At 69.0% G+C, this 14,529-nt stretch carries 11 protein-coding genes and 1 pseudogene; 6 read left to right on the top strand and 6 right to left on the bottom strand.

Annotated features, from left to right (window positions below; translation table 11 throughout):
- Positions 1-124: 124 nt before the first annotated feature.
- The 4 genes from otsA to ASD79_RS20785 all read right to left on the bottom strand — a co-directional run bounded on the left by otsA (position 125) and on the right by ASD79_RS20785 (position 3,533).
- A complete protein-coding gene (gene otsA, locus ASD79_RS20795; RefSeq protein WP_056725202.1) occupies positions 125-1,531 on the bottom strand; it encodes an alpha,alpha-trehalose-phosphate synthase (UDP-forming) in 1,407 nt (468 codons plus the stop codon).
- The gene (gene otsB / locus ASD79_RS20790) at positions 1,528-2,301 is read right to left on the bottom strand and encodes a trehalose-phosphatase (protein WP_056725200.1); all 774 of its coding nucleotides are present in this window, start codon (positions 2,299-2,301) and stop codon (positions 1,528-1,530) included. The genes otsA and otsB overlap by 4 nt, the downstream gene beginning before the upstream one ends.
- A 129-nt stretch (positions 2,302-2,430) precedes the next feature.
- On the bottom strand, positions 2,431-2,592 hold the full coding sequence (locus tag ASD79_RS24125) for a hypothetical protein (protein ID WP_156400611.1): 162 nt from the start codon (positions 2,590-2,592) through the stop codon (positions 2,431-2,433).
- 290 nt (positions 2,593-2,882) lie between these two features.
- On the bottom strand, positions 2,883-3,533 hold the full coding sequence (locus ASD79_RS20785) for a DedA family protein (RefSeq protein ID WP_056725198.1): 651 nt from the start codon (positions 3,531-3,533) through the stop codon (positions 2,883-2,885).
- A 214-nt stretch (positions 3,534-3,747) separates the two neighbouring features.
- Between ASD79_RS20785 and ASD79_RS20780 the strand changes: the two genes are divergently transcribed.
- From ASD79_RS20780 to ASD79_RS25250, 5 genes and pseudogenes are all read left to right on the top strand, one after another.
- A complete protein-coding gene (locus ASD79_RS20780) occupies positions 3,748-4,344 on the top strand; it encodes a TetR/AcrR family transcriptional regulator (RefSeq protein ID WP_056725197.1) in 597 nt (198 codons plus the stop codon).
- 120 nt (positions 4,345-4,464) lie between these two features.
- A complete protein-coding gene (locus ASD79_RS20775) occupies positions 4,465-5,076 on the top strand; it encodes a glutathione S-transferase family protein (protein WP_056725195.1) in 612 nt (203 codons plus the stop codon).
- 224 nt (positions 5,077-5,300) lie between these two features.
- Positions 5,301-7,667 carry a TonB-dependent receptor gene (locus ASD79_RS20770; RefSeq protein WP_056725193.1) on the top strand — a complete coding sequence of 789 codons (2,367 nt, stop codon included), beginning with the start codon at positions 5,301-5,303 and terminating at the stop codon, positions 7,665-7,667.
- Between the two features lie 67 nt (positions 7,668-7,734).
- Positions 7,735-9,024: an MFS transporter gene (locus tag ASD79_RS20765; RefSeq protein ID WP_056725191.1), complete on the top strand. Its 1,290-nt coding sequence runs from the start codon at positions 7,735-7,737 to the stop codon at positions 9,022-9,024.
- A gap of 29 nt (positions 9,025-9,053) precedes the next feature.
- Positions 9,054-9,148: pseudogene (locus tag ASD79_RS25250) on the top strand (hypothetical protein); the annotation flags it as partial.
- A 48-nt stretch (positions 9,149-9,196) separates the two neighbouring features.
- Here ASD79_RS25250 and ASD79_RS20760 read toward each other — a convergent pair.
- Positions 9,197-11,980, bottom strand: coding sequence for a TonB-dependent siderophore receptor (locus ASD79_RS20760; protein WP_082585052.1), 2,784 nt, complete (start codon positions 11,978-11,980; stop codon positions 9,197-9,199).
- A 51-nt stretch (positions 11,981-12,031) separates the two neighbouring features.
- A complete protein-coding gene (locus ASD79_RS20755) occupies positions 12,032-13,153 on the bottom strand; it encodes a mannonate dehydratase (RefSeq protein ID WP_056725188.1) in 1,122 nt (373 codons plus the stop codon).
- A gap of 509 nt (positions 13,154-13,662) precedes the next feature.
- On the opposite strand from ASD79_RS20755, the gene kdgD reads away from it, so the two are divergent.
- A partial coding sequence (kdgD, locus tag ASD79_RS20750) for a 5-dehydro-4-deoxyglucarate dehydratase (protein ID WP_056725187.1) occupies positions 13,663-14,529 on the top strand: 867 nt, incomplete at its 3' end.

The raw sequence follows: 14,529 nt of genomic DNA, 5'->3' as shown, positions 1-14,529 counted from the left end.
CTTCGAGGCCCTCCTCTGGAGGGCGCCTCAGGATGAGGAAATTTGCACAGACTTCCTCATCCTGAGGTGCGCAGCGTAGCGAAGCCTCGAAGGACGCAACGCGCCGCCACATGGCAAACGCACCCTAGTTCGCGGCGACCTCCCGCAGCTCGCCGCGCCCGGCTCCGCCCTGCAAGGCCTGGACAAAGGCGTCGCGCCAGGCCGCGACGTCGTCGCGCCGCACCCCGGCCATCAGCCGTTCCCACCGGGAGACGCGCTCGGCCCTGGGCATGGCCAGGGCTGACGCCAGGGCTTCGGACATGTCCTCGCGGCTGAAGGGATTGACGATCACCGCCTCCTCCATCTGCTCGGCGGCCCCGGCGTAGCGCGACAGCACCAGAACCCCGGGGTCCTCCGGGTCCTGGGCGGCGACATATTCCTTGGCCACCAGGTTCATGCCGTCGCGCAAGGGGGTGACCAGGCCGACCTCCGCCGCCCGATAGATCCCGGCCAATTGGTCACGCCGGTAGCCGCGATTGACGTAGCGGATCGGCACCCAGTCGACGGTGGCGTAGGCGCCGTTGATCCGTCCCGACACCCCGTCGAGCCGAGCGCGGATCTCCTGGTAGGCCTCGACCTCGTCGCGGCTGGGGGTGGCGATCTGCAGCAGGAAGACCTGTTCGCGCCATTGGGGATGGTCCGCCAGCAGTTGCTCATAGGCGTGGAAACGCTCCTCCAGCCCCTTGGAATAGTCGAGGCGATCGACGCCGAGGATCATCTTGCGCCCGGCCTGGCTGGCGCGCATGACCGCGAAGGCGGCCTGGGCCTCGGGGCCCTGGGCCGTCTGGGCGAAGGCGTCCGCCTCGATGCCGATCGGGAAGGCCCCGATCGCCACCCGCCGACCCTGGGCGGTCAGCACGCCGTCGTCCACATGGCCGTCCAGTTCGCGCGCGGCATAGTCCTCGAAGGCTTCCAGCGCGTCCCGGGTCTGGAAGCCGATCAGGTCGTAGGCCAGCATCGTCTCGACCAGTTCCCGGTGCTGCGGCAGGGTGGTCATCAGCTGCCGGCTGGGCCAGGGGATGTGCAGGAAGAAGCCGATGCGGTTGGTCACCCCCAGCCGCCGCAGTTCCTGCGCCATCGGGATCAGGTGGTAATCGTGGATCCAGACCAGGTCGCCCGGCCCGATCAGCGGGGCCAGGGTCTCGGCGAACCGCCGGTTGACCCGCTGATAGCCCTCCCCGAACGAGCGCTCGTAGGCCGCCAGGTCGGTGCGCGAATGCAGCAGCGGCCACAGCGTCTTGTTGGCGTAGCCGTTGTAATATTCCTGCCGGTCCTGCTCCTCCAGGTCGACCAGGGCGACGGTGACGCCGGCGACCTTCTGCATCGAGATCTGGCCCGTGAAGGCCTCGACGGTCTCGCCGCTCCAGCCGAACCAGACGCCGGAATATTCCCGCAGGGCGGCGGCCAGGGCCATGGCCAGGCCGCCCGTCGTGCCGACATTGGCGTCGCTGGGCGGGTTGACCCGGTTCGAGACGACGATCAGCCGGCTCATGCGGCGCCGTCCAGGGCGGCGGCTTCCAGCCAGTCGAGCACGTCGGAGACGTCGTCCAGCCGATAGGTCGCCGCGGTCGTTCGGGCCATCCCCACCAGGACCCCGAAACCGCCCGCCGCCGCGGCGGCCTTGAAGCCGTCCTCGTCGGTGACGTCGTCGCCGACGAAGATCGGCCGCGCCCCGGCGAACGGCGCCTCGCCCAGGAAGGCGTCGACGGCGTCGCCCTTGTCGGGGCCGGCGGTGCGCAGCTCGGCGACATGGTCGCCCTCCTGCAGCACCAGACCCGTCGAGGTCTCCAGGCGTCGCGCCGCGTCGCGCACTGCGTCCTGGGCGGCCGGGGCCAGGCGATAGTGCAGCGCGACGCTGACGCCCTTGTCCTCGACCAGAAGGCCCGCCTGGGCACCGGCCAGGGCCGCGAAGACGACGCGCGCCTCCTCCAGCCTCGGGTCGGTGCGGAAGGCCACTTCGTCGCCCCAGCTGGTCCGGCGCTGCAGGCCGTGGACGCCCGCCACGGCGACCACCACGCCTTCGGTCAGCGCCGTCACCTCGGCCAGGGTGCGACCGCTGACCACCGCCAGCCGCTGCTCGAACCGCACGCCCAGGCGCGTCAGGATGTCGGTGCGCCTGGGATCGGTTCCCACGGCGTCGGGCCGATCCGCGAACGGCGCGAGGGTGCCGTCCAGATCGAGGAACAGGGCGTGACCGGCGATCGGCAAGGGCGGTGGCGGCGGAAGAAGGGGCGCCGGAAAGGTCAGGATGTGCGCGCTCATGTCGCCTCCGTTAGAATCGGGCCAACGGATCTCGGCGCGCGCGACCGCTAGGGCCGTGACGTCGTCCGGGCTCGAAAGGTCATCTGCTTGTGCGTGACGGCGCATGACACGCCGGGGCCGGATCGCCGCCTAGAGCGCGCGCATCAGGCGCAGGAGGTCGGCGTCGCCCTCGCCTGGGCGCGGCGGCTCGGCGAATGTTGGAGGCTCCAGCGCGGTCTGGCGCGGCCGTTCGGCGACCTGGTCTTCGGAAGCGACGGCGGCGGGCGCGTCGACGGGGGCAAGTGGGTGCATGAACAGCCCTTTCAAGATGGCGCCGTGCGCGGCGCGGAGATCTCCAAGGATTTGGATCTGCCGTCTAAGGGACGGCGAACCCTATCGCCCAGTGCGATGCGAGCCTCGGCTCGATGTCGTCGGCCTCTTCCCGAGGTCCGCGACACGCATAGACTAGCAGGCCCGTCGCCCGGATGGGGCCACATAACGGGAACGTGAGGCCAAATTGCCCGTGGACGCCGACGGCGGCTGTCCGGATTGCCTCCGGAAGCGGAACCCGATGCGAAGATCCTGGGCGCCCGCCAGCTCTGCTAGAGGACAGCCACGGGCCAGGTGGCCGGCGCCGCCGCCCGCTTTTCGGCGCGCGCCCGCAGGACGGCCCAGATCGCTCCGCTGATCGCCAGCACGGCGACCACGCCGGCCAGGACCCAGAAGCCGCCGACGTCGAGCAGCGCCAGGCCGCGCGCCGCCAGGTAGCCAGGCGTCAGCAGCACGGCGACCCAGACCACGGCCGAGACCAGGTTGGCGACCTGGAAGGTGCGGGCCTTCATCTGCAGCATCCCGGCCATCACCGGCACGAAGGCCCGCAGCGGTCCGAAGAACCGGCCGATGAAGATCGACGCCACGCCGTACCGCCGCGAGAACAGGCGGGTGCGGGCGATGGTCCGGCGGTGATCGCGAAAGACCGGCCGACGTAGGGCGCCGGCGCCCAGACGCCGTCCCAGGGCATAGGACACCGCGTCGCCGGCCACCGCGCCGCTGGCGCACCATAGCAATACCGTGACGGGATCCAACGCCCCGCTGGCGATCAGGCCGCCGGCCAGCAGCATCAAGGCGGTGGCCGGCACGAAGGCGCCGACCAGGACCAGGGACTCCAGGAAGGTGACGAGGCCCAGCACGACGCCCGCCCAGGCATGATGCTCGGCGACAAAGGTCGAAATGGTCTGCAGGTGGGCGTTCATGGCATCCTCGGCTGAGCTTGGAGATAGGGTCGACCTATGACCGTCGTGAGGCCCGGAAGCGCGCTTGGCCGACATAATTGGCCGCTGTCGTCGCGCGGCCACACCCCTTCGGCGATGAAGGCGGCGGCGAATAGCCGTGCCTGGATGTCCGGCCGCTCTTGCCAGTTCCTGCCGCGCCACGCCAATAGGAGACGGCCGCGGTTCAGAGGCAGGGATGACGCAGACACGACTGAAGGGCGCCGAGCGACGCGAGCGCTTCCTCGACGCGGCGGCGCAGATCGTCATCGAGCAGGGCGTCGCGGCCGTCACCATGGACGGCGTGGCTCACCTGACCGGCGTGACCAAGGCCCTGGGCTATCGCTACTTCGCCGACCGCGACGACCTGCTGACCGCGCTGTTCGACCGCGAGACCCAGATCTATGTCGAGCGCCTGGCCACCGAGGTCGGCCCGGACTCGAGCTTCGAGGATTGGGTTCGCGGCTCCCTGAAATACTGGTTCCGGCGCGCCGACGAGCGCGGCGAGCTGTTCATGCGCCTGGTCAGCGACAGCGGCCCCCTGGCGGCGCGGGCCAAGGCCAACCAGAAGACCAATGCCGACGGCTGGGCGATCGGCCTGCAAAAGGCCTTCGGCCTGCCCGAGCGCCAGGCCCAGCAGTATGCCTGGTTCATGGTGGCCGGCACGGCGGGGGCCCTGGCGGCCCGCGACGGCGACGACGAGGCGCTGATCGACGCCATCACCCTGGCGATCGTGGCGGGGGCCAACGCCCTGGCCGCCCAGTACGGCCAGCCCCCGCGCGCCACCAGGGCCTGAGGCCGCCTGTCCTTCGAATGGCGGTTGCCTCGCTCATTAAGTAACGATATCGTCACTTAATGAGCGAGGCGTCTAGACCTCGCGGACCGGCGTCACGCCGGCTGAGGAGGCGACCACCGCATGAAGCTCTATGGCGAAGACAACCCCGCGCCCAACCCGCGCCGGGTCCGCATCTTCCTGGCCGAGAAGGGCCTGACGCTCGACCACGAGCGGGTGCCGCTGCGCGAGCGGGCCCACAAGGCCACCGCCTTCCTGGACAAGAACTCGCTGGGCCAGGTGCCGGTGCTGGAGCTGGACGACGGCTCGTTCCTCAGCGAGAGCGTCAGCATCTGCCGCTATCTCGAAGGCCTGCACCCCCAGCCGCCGCTGTTCGGGACCACCCCGAAGGAACAGGCGACGATCGACATGTGGATCCGACGCATCGAGCTGCAGCTGATGATGCCGATCGCCCACATCTGGCGCCACACCCACCCCCTCACCGCCGGCCTGCTGACCCAGTTCACGGACTTCGGGGAATCCAACCGCGCCCACGCCGACCGGGTCTATCACTGGCTCGACCACGAGCTGGCCAAGACCAGCTTCATCGCCGGCGAGGCCTACACCATGGCCGACATCATCGCCCTGACCACCGTCGACTTCGGCCGGTTCATCGGCGTGCCGATCCCCGACGACTGCGCCCACGTCACCGCCTGGCTGGCGCGCGTCACCCAGCGGTCCAGCGCGACCGCTTGACGAACAACCGTTCGAAAAACGTTGCCATGCCACTTAAGTGACGATATCGTTACTTAAGCGATCCGGGCCCGGACGCTGATCCAAATTCAAGAGGCGAGCGCCGGTCGGGGCCCGCCTCCCCTACCCCGCGAACGCCGCACGGCGGCCGCGTGAGCCCTGCTGTCCACACCGCTACCGCCGATCACAAAAGAAGCCGCCAAGCGGCTCAAGGGAAGGAACGCGTCATGTCTATCCAACCGCGCTCGCCGCGGGCCCTCAGGGCTGAACTCCTCCTGGGCGCGGCGGTCGGGACCGCCGCCCTGCTCACGGCTCCGGCCGCGCTGGCCCAGGCCGCGCAGGCGGCCAATTCAGTCGTCAGCATCGACGAAATCGTGGTCACCGCCCAGAAGCGGGCCGAGAACGTCCAGGACGTGCCCCTGGCCATCACCGCCGTGCGCGGCGAGACCCTGGCGGCGATGAACATCACCCAGCCCCAGCAGCTGTCCCTGATCGACCCCAGCGTCCGGTTCAAGCAGAGCCTCAGCAACAGCGCCTCGGGCCTGACCATCCGCGGTATCGGCACCAGCAGCTTCTCGGCGGGCATCGAGCAGAGCATCTCCACCGTCGTCGACGGCGTGGTGCTGGCCGATCCCGCCAGCCTGGCGACCCTGGCCGACATCGAGCGGGTCGAGATCCTGCGCGGCCCACAGGGCATGCTGTTCGGCAAGAACGCCTCGGCGGGCCTGGTGCATTTCATCACCAACCGGCCCCGACTGGGCGAGGACAGTGGCCTGCTGCACGTCCAGTTCGGCGAGCGCGGCGAGCAGGTCCTGCAGGCGGTCGGCAACGTCGCCCTGGGCGAGACCCTCGCCCTGCGCCTGGTCGCCACCCACAACGAGCGCGAGGGCCTGGTGCGCAACCTGGCCCAGAACAACGTCGACACCGACCCACAGGACATCAGCACCCTGACGCTGAAGGCCCTGTGGCGGCCTAACGACGACCTCAGCGTCTATGTCTCGGCCGACCGCACCGACAACGACGCCTTCTGCTGTTCGTCGACCTGGCGCAAGGTGACGCCGGGCTACGCGCCGGCCGTGACCAACGCCCGCTACGGCATCGTCGCCGGACCCAAGAACCTGCAGGTCGCCACCAACGGCCCCTTCCAGGGCAAGTCGACCGCCCAGGGCGCGTCGCTGCAGGTCGACTACGGCTTCAACGACCTGACCCTGACCTCGATCAGCGCCTATCGCTCGGTCAAGCGCGAGGGCTTCTATGACGGCGACCTGACCCCGGTCAGCTATGTCGACGTCAACGGCGGTGCCGGCAAGACCGACTGGTTCAGCCAGGAACTGCGCCTGACCTCGCCGATCGGCGAGCGCTTCGACTATGTCGCCGGGCTCTATCTCTACCACTCCAAGGCCTCGTCGCTGATCCGCCAGCGCGGTCAGCTCAGCTGGATCGTGCCGGCCTCGAACGGCGCGGTGATCCCCGTCGTGCCCGGCGCGCCGCTGGGCACGGTCTTCGAGACTTCGACCTATAACGACATCAACTCCACCAGCCTGGCGGGCTTTGGCCAGGTCGGCCTGCACCTCACGCCCAAGCTGGACCTGATCGCCGGGGCGCGGGTCACCCGCGACGAGATCACCCTGGACTATCGCCGCGCCCAGACGCCGGGGGCGGTGTTCATCCCAGGCTCGGTGGCGCTGACCCTGCACCAGGCCATCGACAACACCAACCTCTCCTGGCGGATCGGCCCCCGCTACAATTTCAGCGACGACATCATGGGCTATGTGACGGTGTCGCGCGGCTACAAGGGTCCGGGCTTCAGCGGCCTGAGCGCCGCCAACACCCTGGCCGACCAGCGGGTTCAGCCGGAGATTCCGACCAGCTACGAGCTGGGCCTGAAGACCGCGCTGCTCGACCGCCGCCTGACCGTGGACGCCGCCATCTACAGCACCACGGTCAAGAACTTCCAGGCCCAGGTCTCCGACCTCTCCAGCGCCACCTATTCCTCGCGGATCACCAACGCCGGCGAGATCAAGACGCGCGGCGTGGAGGTCAGCCTGGTGGCGCGGCCGACGCGCGGCCTGACGATGACCGCCGGCGGAGCCTACACCCACGCCCGCTACGTCGATTTCAACGGCGTGCAGTGCTATTTCGGCCAGCCCAAGATCGCCCAGGGCGGGCCCTGCAGCGCGCCCCCGGCCAACCCCGCCTCGCTGGACGGCTTCTTCAACGCCGCCGGCCGGCAGCTGGCCGGGACGGCGGACTGGGTCTACGGCGCCAGCCTGGCCTACGAACGCCCGCTGACCCCGGGTCTGCGCGGCTTCTTCCAGGCCAACTGGAACTGGCAGAGCGACGTCAACTATTCCGCCAGCGGCGACCCGGGGACCATCCAGAAGGCCTATGGCCTGCTGGGCGGACGCCTGGGCGTCTCGGCCCCGGACAAGGCCTGGAGCCTGGCGCTCTACGCCAGCAACCTGCTCGACAAGCGCTACGCCGCGCAGATCACCCCTTCGCCGGTCACCGCGCTCAATCCCGGCGGTTACATCCAGTACTTCAGCCCGGACTCGGTGCGCCGGGTCGGCGTCAGCCTGGACGTCAGCTTCTAACCTTCGTCCGCGGCGGCGCCCTTGCAATCGGCGCCGCCGCCCTGTCGACCAAGCCCGGGAGCCTGTCTTGCTCGCATCCGCCGACACCGCCGCCTCGTCCGCGACCGCCGACCGGCGCGCCCGCTACGTGCTCTGGGTGCTGCTGCTCGTCTACGTCCTCAACTTCCTCGACCGCCAGGTGGTGGTGATCCTGGCCGAGCCGATCAAGCGCGACCTGGGCCTGTCCGACACCCAGGTCGGCCTGATGGCCGGACTGGCCTTCGCCCTGCTCTACACGGTGCTGGGCTTTCCCCTCGCCCGCTACGCCGACCGCCCCCGGTCCGACCGGGTGGGACTGATCGCCATCTCGCTGGCCCTGTGGTCGGCGGCCACGGCCCTGTGCGGCCTGTCGACCACCTTCGTCCAGTTGCTGGCCGCCCGGGTCGGCGTCGGCATCGGCGAGGCCGGCTGTACGCCAGCCGCCCACTCGCTGATCAGCCAGATGGTCAAGCCCGAGAAGCGGGCCTCGGCCCTGGCGCTGTACGGCATGGGCATTCCGATCGGCTCGCTGCTGGGGTTGGTGCTCGGCGGCCTGCTGGCCGACGTCCTGGGCTGGCGCCACACCTTCCTGATCCTCGGCCTGCCGGGCGTGGCGGTCGCCCTGCTGGTCTGGCTGACGATCAAGGATCCGCGCCGCCTGTCCGGCCCTGTCCCGCTCGCGACCGTGGCCCGGCCGCCGCTCGCCGAGGCGCTCAAGGAGATGCGGGCTTCCAAGGCCTTCGTGGCGATCTTCGTGGCCGCCGCCGTCGTCGCCTTCCTCGGCTATGGCAAGGGTGTCTGGACGACGATCTTCTTCATGCGCAGCCATGGCCTGTCGCCGGGCCAGGTCGGGGTCTGGCTGGGCCTGGGCGGCGGGGCGTCGGGGGTGTTCGGCACCTGGCTGGGCGGCTGGCTGGCCGAGCGGTTCGGCGGCAAGGATCCGCGCCGGATGCTGATGGGACCGATCGTCGGCATGAGCATCGCCTTCCCGTTCCTGCTGCTGGCCTACACGGTCACCGACTGGCGGCTGGCCATCCTGCTGGTCTGCATCCCCACCGTCTTCAACAGCCTGTCCTACGGTCCGGCCTTCGCCATCATCCAGGGCGTCATCCGCCCGCAGAACCGGGCGATGGCCGTGGCCGTCGTGTCGTTCGGCCAGAGCCTGGTCGGTCTGGGCCTGGGGCCGCTGGGCTTCGGCATGCTGTCGGACGCGGTCACGCCCCTGGCCGGCCCGCAGAGCGTGCGCTGGGTGCTGCTGGGCGCCGCGTTCCTGGGCCTGATCCCCGCCTATTTCTTCTGGCGCGCCAGCCGCCACCTGGCTCGCGAGTTGGTTCACTAGGCTCTGTGGACAGTTGACGATCTTGGGCCGAACTCCTCGTCCTTCGACAAGCTCAGGATGAGGAATTCTGCCGCACCGCCCTACAAGTCGCCCTCATCCTGAGCTTGTCGAAGGACGAGGGCGGCGACCGGCGGCGCGCCCGGGGGGAGAAGGCGCGCCGCCGGTCTTCGGGTCAGTAGCTGAATTTCAGCCCCACCCGATAGAAGCGACCGATCGGGTCGTAGGACCCGGCGGTCGGCGCAAAGGCCGGCGGCAGGTTGTTGAAGACGTTGGTGACGCTGAAATAGGTGGTCCAGGCGCCGCTGGCGGTCGGCAGCTTGTAGGCGATCCGGGTATCGATCAGCGTCTCGGGCTTGATCTTCAACTGCCGCAGGTCGGTGCCGACCGTGCTCAGGTCATAGGAGACCTCACCCGTGTAGCGGGCCTGCAGGAACAGCGACCAGGGGTCAGCGTCGTAGGTCGCCTGGGCGTTCCACCGCCATTGCGGATTGTTCGCCTCGCCCGCCCGGTTCACGACCGGCGTGCCCGGCACGACGCTGGTGAAGGTGTCGACATAGCTGCCGATCACCCGGGCGTTGATCCTTCCTGGCAGCGACTCCTTGATCGCCGAGAGGTCGAAGCCGTAGCTGGCCTCGATGTCGACGCCGCGGGTCTTGAAGGCCGACAGGTTGAGGTTGACCAGGTCGACGCCGATCAAGCCGCCGCCGGCGTCGCGATGGAGGAAGGCGCAGCGATCCTGGGCCCCGGCCGCGCAGTCGTTGATCAGTTGTTGCGGCGTGGGCGTGGAAATCGCGTTCTGGATGTCGATATTATAGTAGTCGATCGACAGCCCCAGGCCCGGCGCGAAGCTGGGCTGGTAGACCACGCCGAAGGTGGTGGTCTCGGCCTCTTCCGGCACCAGGTTCGGATTGCCCAGCTGCAGCTGCTTGACGTTGGTCGCCGTCACGCTGTTCACCCGGTCGAAGATCGACACGATGTAGTTGGACTGGCCCTTCTGGTAGAGCTCGTAGAGGTTCGGCGCCCGGATGTCCTTGGAGCGCGTGGCCCGGAAGCGCACGCCGGGGATCGGTGTGTAGGACAGGCCGACCTTCCAGGTCGTGACCCCGCCGCTGGTGCTGTAGTCGGTGTAGCGGGCCGCGGCGTTGAGCTCGAGCTCCTGGGCCCAGGCCATGTCCTTGGCCAGCGGCACCACGGTTTCGACGTAGCCTTCCTTGATGTTGTAGCTGCCCGACTGGGCCTTCGGATTGCCGACCCGGAACGGGCCCGGGCTGTTGGTCACCGGGTTGAAGGTCTCCGACAGGGCGTCGACCTTCTGGTCGAAGCCCTGCTCGCGATACTCGACGCCGGTGGCCAGCGACACCGGCCCGGCCCAGGTCGAGAACGGCTCGCCCGACAGGTTGAACGCCACCAGGTGCTCGTAGGACTTCTGGATCGCCGCGTTGGTGGCGGTGATGTAGCGGAAGGCGCCGTCGCTGGGCGGGTGGTAGCCGAACACGTTGATCGGCACGCAGCCGTTGCCCGGGGTGGTCAGGCTGGAGCGGCAGACGATCGCGCCGGTCGTCGGGCTGACCACCGCGTCGGCGGCCTCGACATAGCGGGCCTGCAGCAGGTCGTTGCCGATCTGGAGTTTCCGCTTGTTGTCGCCACGCTCGAAATAGCCGTCCCACTTCCAGTTGGCGATTTCGCCGCTGATCCCGCCGACCAGCCGGTAGGTGGTGTTGTCGGTGGTCACCTTGCTCTGCGGGATGTCGTTGTCGTAGCGGCCCAGGCTGAAGGTCTGCAGGTTCAGCGTGGTCATCCGGTCGCGCAGCGAGGTCGGCAGGAAGGCGTTGTCGCGGCGGATCGCCAGGGCCGTGGTGCCCAGCTGGTTGTGGTAGGAGCCGACCTGGTAGCCCAGGCCGACGACGCCGTAGCTGGCCTCCAGATAGACGTTGGTCTTGGGGGTCAGGTCCCAGCTGCCGCGCAGGAAGGCGATGCGCTTGTCAATCGCCGAGGTCAGCGGCGCGAACTGCGGGATCACCCCGTCGCCGCCGACCATGGTCGAGCCGGTGCGCAGGGCCCCGTAGTTGAACGGGATCGGCTGGCCGTCGGCGGTGAAGGTGGTGCCGGCCAGGGCGGTGTTGGTGATCAGCCCGCCGAAATTGGCGTTGGAGACCCGCACGCCGCAGGCGAAGTCGCGCAGAGTGGGCGACCCGGCCGGCAGCGAGATCACCTGGCAGCTCTCCCGGGCGACGGGACGGTCCAGGCGCTGATCGACGCCGTTGCTCTTGAAATATTCCACGCTGCCGATCAGGTGGCCGCGCCCCTCGGCAAAGCTCCTGCCGTAGGCGAAGTTGTACTTCTGCTCGTAGTCGTCGTTGTAGTTCGAGACGCCGCCCTGGACCTCGCCCTTGAAGCCCTCGAACTTCTTGTTGAGGATGAAGTTGACCACCCCGCCGACCGCGTCGGAGCCGTAGGCCGCCGAGGCGCCGCCGGTCACCACCTCGACCCGTTCGACCAGGGCCTGGGGGAACAGGTTGGTGTCGACTAGGCCGCTGCCGTCGCCGGGCACGAAGCGCCGGCCGTCCAGCAGGGTCAGGGTGCGGCTGGGACCCAGGCCGCGCAGGTCCAGATAGGCCCCACCCTGCCCCGACGAGGTCTGGGCCCCGCGCGGTCCGACCGAATTGTTGAGGGCCGGGATCTGCTTGAGCGACTCGCCCAGGGTGGTCGGGCTGCTGGCGGCCAGCTGGTCGCCGCCCAGCACCGTCACCGGCGTCGGGGCCGTGAAGCCGGCGCGGGCGACGCGGGAGCCGGTGACCACCACCTCCTCGACCGTATCGGTCGACGAAGCCGCGGTCTGGACCTGGGCCGCGGGAGGCGCTTGAACCGGAACGGTCTGGGCGACCGCCGCGGCGCCCCACACTGTGCTCAAGGCGAGCACGGACGACGCGCAAGCGCGTTGGGTCAGTCGTGACATTGGGATGTTCCTAGAAACGGAGCGCCAGCGGACTGGCGGCCAAGCCGGGTTTCAGGCCAGGTGGTCGGCGGCCTGGATCAGGCCGCGGATATAGCCGTAGGCGAACGCGAAGTTCTCGAGGCGCGCGTTCGGCTTTCCGGGAACTTCGGGCACGTGGTCGGGCATCAGCATGCCGTCGTAGCCGACCTCCTTGTAGACCTTGATGGCCTCCAGGAAATTGACGTCGCCCTCGTCCGGGAACACCTCGGCGAAGTTGTCGCGGTGGCCCTTGATGTTGCGGAAGTGGACGTTGAAGATCTTCTTGCGGTTCCCGAAATAGCGGATCACGTCGAAGATCTCGGTCCCCGGGTCCCGCAGGTCCTCCGACACCGTCCCCTGGCAGAAATTGAGCCCGTGATAGGGGTTCTCGTTGATGGTGATGAACTTCTTGAGGCCGTCGATGGTGCCCAGCACCCGGTCGACGCCCTGGTAGCCGCCGGGCGGCACGCCCGGGTCCTGCGGGTGGCAGGCGATGCGGACCTTGTACTCCTTGGCCACCGGCGCGACGCGGTCGAGGAAATAGGTGATCCGCTCCCAGAACCGGTCGGCGTCGACCACCCCGGCCCGGGTCAGCGGGGTCGGCGGCTTGGCCTCGGCCAGGTTCCAGGCGGCGTATTCGGAGTCGCCGCGGCCCTTGACCTTGCCGCTGCGCAGCACGCCCAGGATGCTCATATTGTACTTCACCGCCGGGATGCCGGCGGCGGCGCAGTTGCGGATCAGGGTCTGGAAGGCCTCGATGTCGCGGTCGCGCTGCGGGTCCTGGGCCAGCATGATCGCCGGGTTCTTCTCGCGGTCGATGTGCGACGAGGTCAGCAGCACGCTGTCGACCATGTCGACGCTGACGCCGTGACGGTCGCCCATGTCCTTGAGGGTCTTCAGTTCGTCGACGGTCGGATAGATCCGGCTGGGATCGAGAATCTTGGCGCTGCTGCTGCAGTTGCGTACGCCATAGCGGGCGAAATAGGCGAAGTGCTCTTCGTCGAAGGGGCCGCTCTGGCAGCCGAGCTTGAACTTGGCCGGGCCGCCTTTCGCCGCTGGCGTCGCCGTCTTCGGCGCGGCGACCACCGAGGTCGAAGCCGCGCCCAGCGCCACGGCGCCCAGGCCCGTCGCCGACAGGAATTTCCTGCGATCCATCTGCTTGTTCCCTCCGCATTTCGCCGACGTGCGCCGGTCCTTTGTTGCGTGGAGACTAGGCGCCGGGCTCGCCCCGGAACCAATGCTAAGGCCGCATCGACAAATGCCGGGCGAGCATCGGTATCCGACCTGGTCGTCGCTCCAGACCGATCCGCGCCTTCACGCTCGCCCAGCGTGGAAGGGGCGCCGACCGATACCCGTTTCGACATCGATAGACGGGATCATGGGTCATCGGGCCCCTGCCGACAGCCCCGACCGCCCCATCAAGCCAAAACCCGCATCGGTCGATAGCGCCTTTGGCTTAGACCGCCTGGGCCCCGGCCTCTAGCGTCGRCCCCAGTAGACGGCCGCGACGGCTGGGGCGGCTCGGTAACGCCTCGTGACCGCCGGGCCATGCAGCGAGGATATTGATGAGCAAGATGTCGCCGTCCGNCCCCAGTAGACGGCCGCGACGGCTGGGGCGGCTCGGTAACGCCTCGTGACCGCCGGGCCATGCAGCGAGGATATTGATGAGCAAGATGTCGCCGTCCGAAATGGCCCGTCAGATCGGCGGAGGTCTGCTGTCGTTCCCCGTCACCCACTTCGACGCCCAGCACCAGTTCRWYGARGGCGCCTATCGCGAGCACTGCGCCTGGATGCTGCAGCGTGACCTGGCCGGGCTGTTCGCGGCCGGCGGCACCGGCGAGTTCTTCTCCCTGACCCCGCCCGAGGTCGACCGGGTGGTGCGCGCCGCCGTCGCCGAGACGGCCGGCCGCGTCCCGGTGATCGCCGGCTGCGGCTAYGGCACCGCCATCGCCGTCGACCTGGCCAAGGCCGCCGAGGCGGCCGGGGCCGACGGGCTGCTGCTGCTGCCGCCCTATCTGATGGTYCCCGGCCAGGAGGGCCTGGCCGCCCATGTCGAGGCGGTGTGCCGGGCCACCCGGCTGGGGGTCATCGTCTACAACCGCGACAACGCCGTGCTCACCGAGGACACCCTGGAGCGGCTGTGCGAACGCAACCCCAACMTGGTCGGCTTCAAGGACGGGGTCGGCGACATCGAGCTGATGATGCGGGTCCAGGCCCGGATGGGCGAGCGCCTGACCTATATCGGCGGCCTGCCGACCGCCGAGACCTTCGCCCTGCCCTATCTGGAGATGGGGGTGACCACCTATTCCTCGGCGATCTTCAACTTCATGCCCGACTGGGCGCTGGACTTCTACCGCKCGGTGCGGGCCCAGGACCGGGTCGCCGTCATGGCCGGCCTGCGCGACTTCGTGCTGCCCTACATCGCCCTGCGCAATCGCGGCAAGGGCTACGCCGTCTCGATCGTCAAGGCCGGCATGACCGCCATCGGCCGCGACGCCGGCCCCGTCCGCCCGCCCCTCACCGACCTGACC

It is taken from the genome of Caulobacter sp. Root655 (assembly GCF_001427665.1).
GTDB lineage: Bacteria > Pseudomonadota > Alphaproteobacteria > Caulobacterales > Caulobacteraceae > Caulobacter.
This window is presented reverse-complemented; position numbering and strand designations above follow the sequence as displayed.

Coding starts and splice junctions, on each gene's coding strand:
- ASD79_RS20780 (WP_056725197.1), top strand. CDS start 3,748: ATGACGCAGACACGACTGAAGGGCGCCGAGCGACGCGAGCGCTTCCTC.
- otsA (WP_056725202.1), bottom strand. CDS start 1,531: ATGAGCCGGCTGATCGTCGTCTCGAACCGGGTCAACCCGCCCAGCGAC.
- ASD79_RS20785 (WP_056725198.1), bottom strand. CDS start 3,533: ATGAACGCCCACCTGCAGACCATTTCGACCTTTGTCGCCGAGCATCAT.
- otsB (WP_056725200.1), bottom strand. CDS start 2,301: ATGAGCGCGCACATCCTGACCTTTCCGGCGCCCCTTCTTCCGCCGCCA.
- ASD79_RS20755 (WP_056725188.1), bottom strand. CDS start 13,153: ATGGATCGCAGGAAATTCCTGTCGGCGACGGGCCTGGGCGCCGTGGCG.
- ASD79_RS24125 (WP_156400611.1), bottom strand. CDS start 2,592: ATGCACCCACTTGCCCCCGTCGACGCGCCCGCCGCCGTCGCTTCCGAA.
- ASD79_RS20775 (WP_056725195.1), top strand. CDS start 4,465: ATGAAGCTCTATGGCGAAGACAACCCCGCGCCCAACCCGCGCCGGGTC.
- ASD79_RS20770 (WP_056725193.1), top strand. CDS start 5,301: ATGTCTATCCAACCGCGCTCGCCGCGGGCCCTCAGGGCTGAACTCCTC.
- ASD79_RS20760 (WP_082585052.1), bottom strand. CDS start 11,980: ATGTCACGACTGACCCAACGCGCTTGCGCGTCGTCCGTGCTCGCCTTG.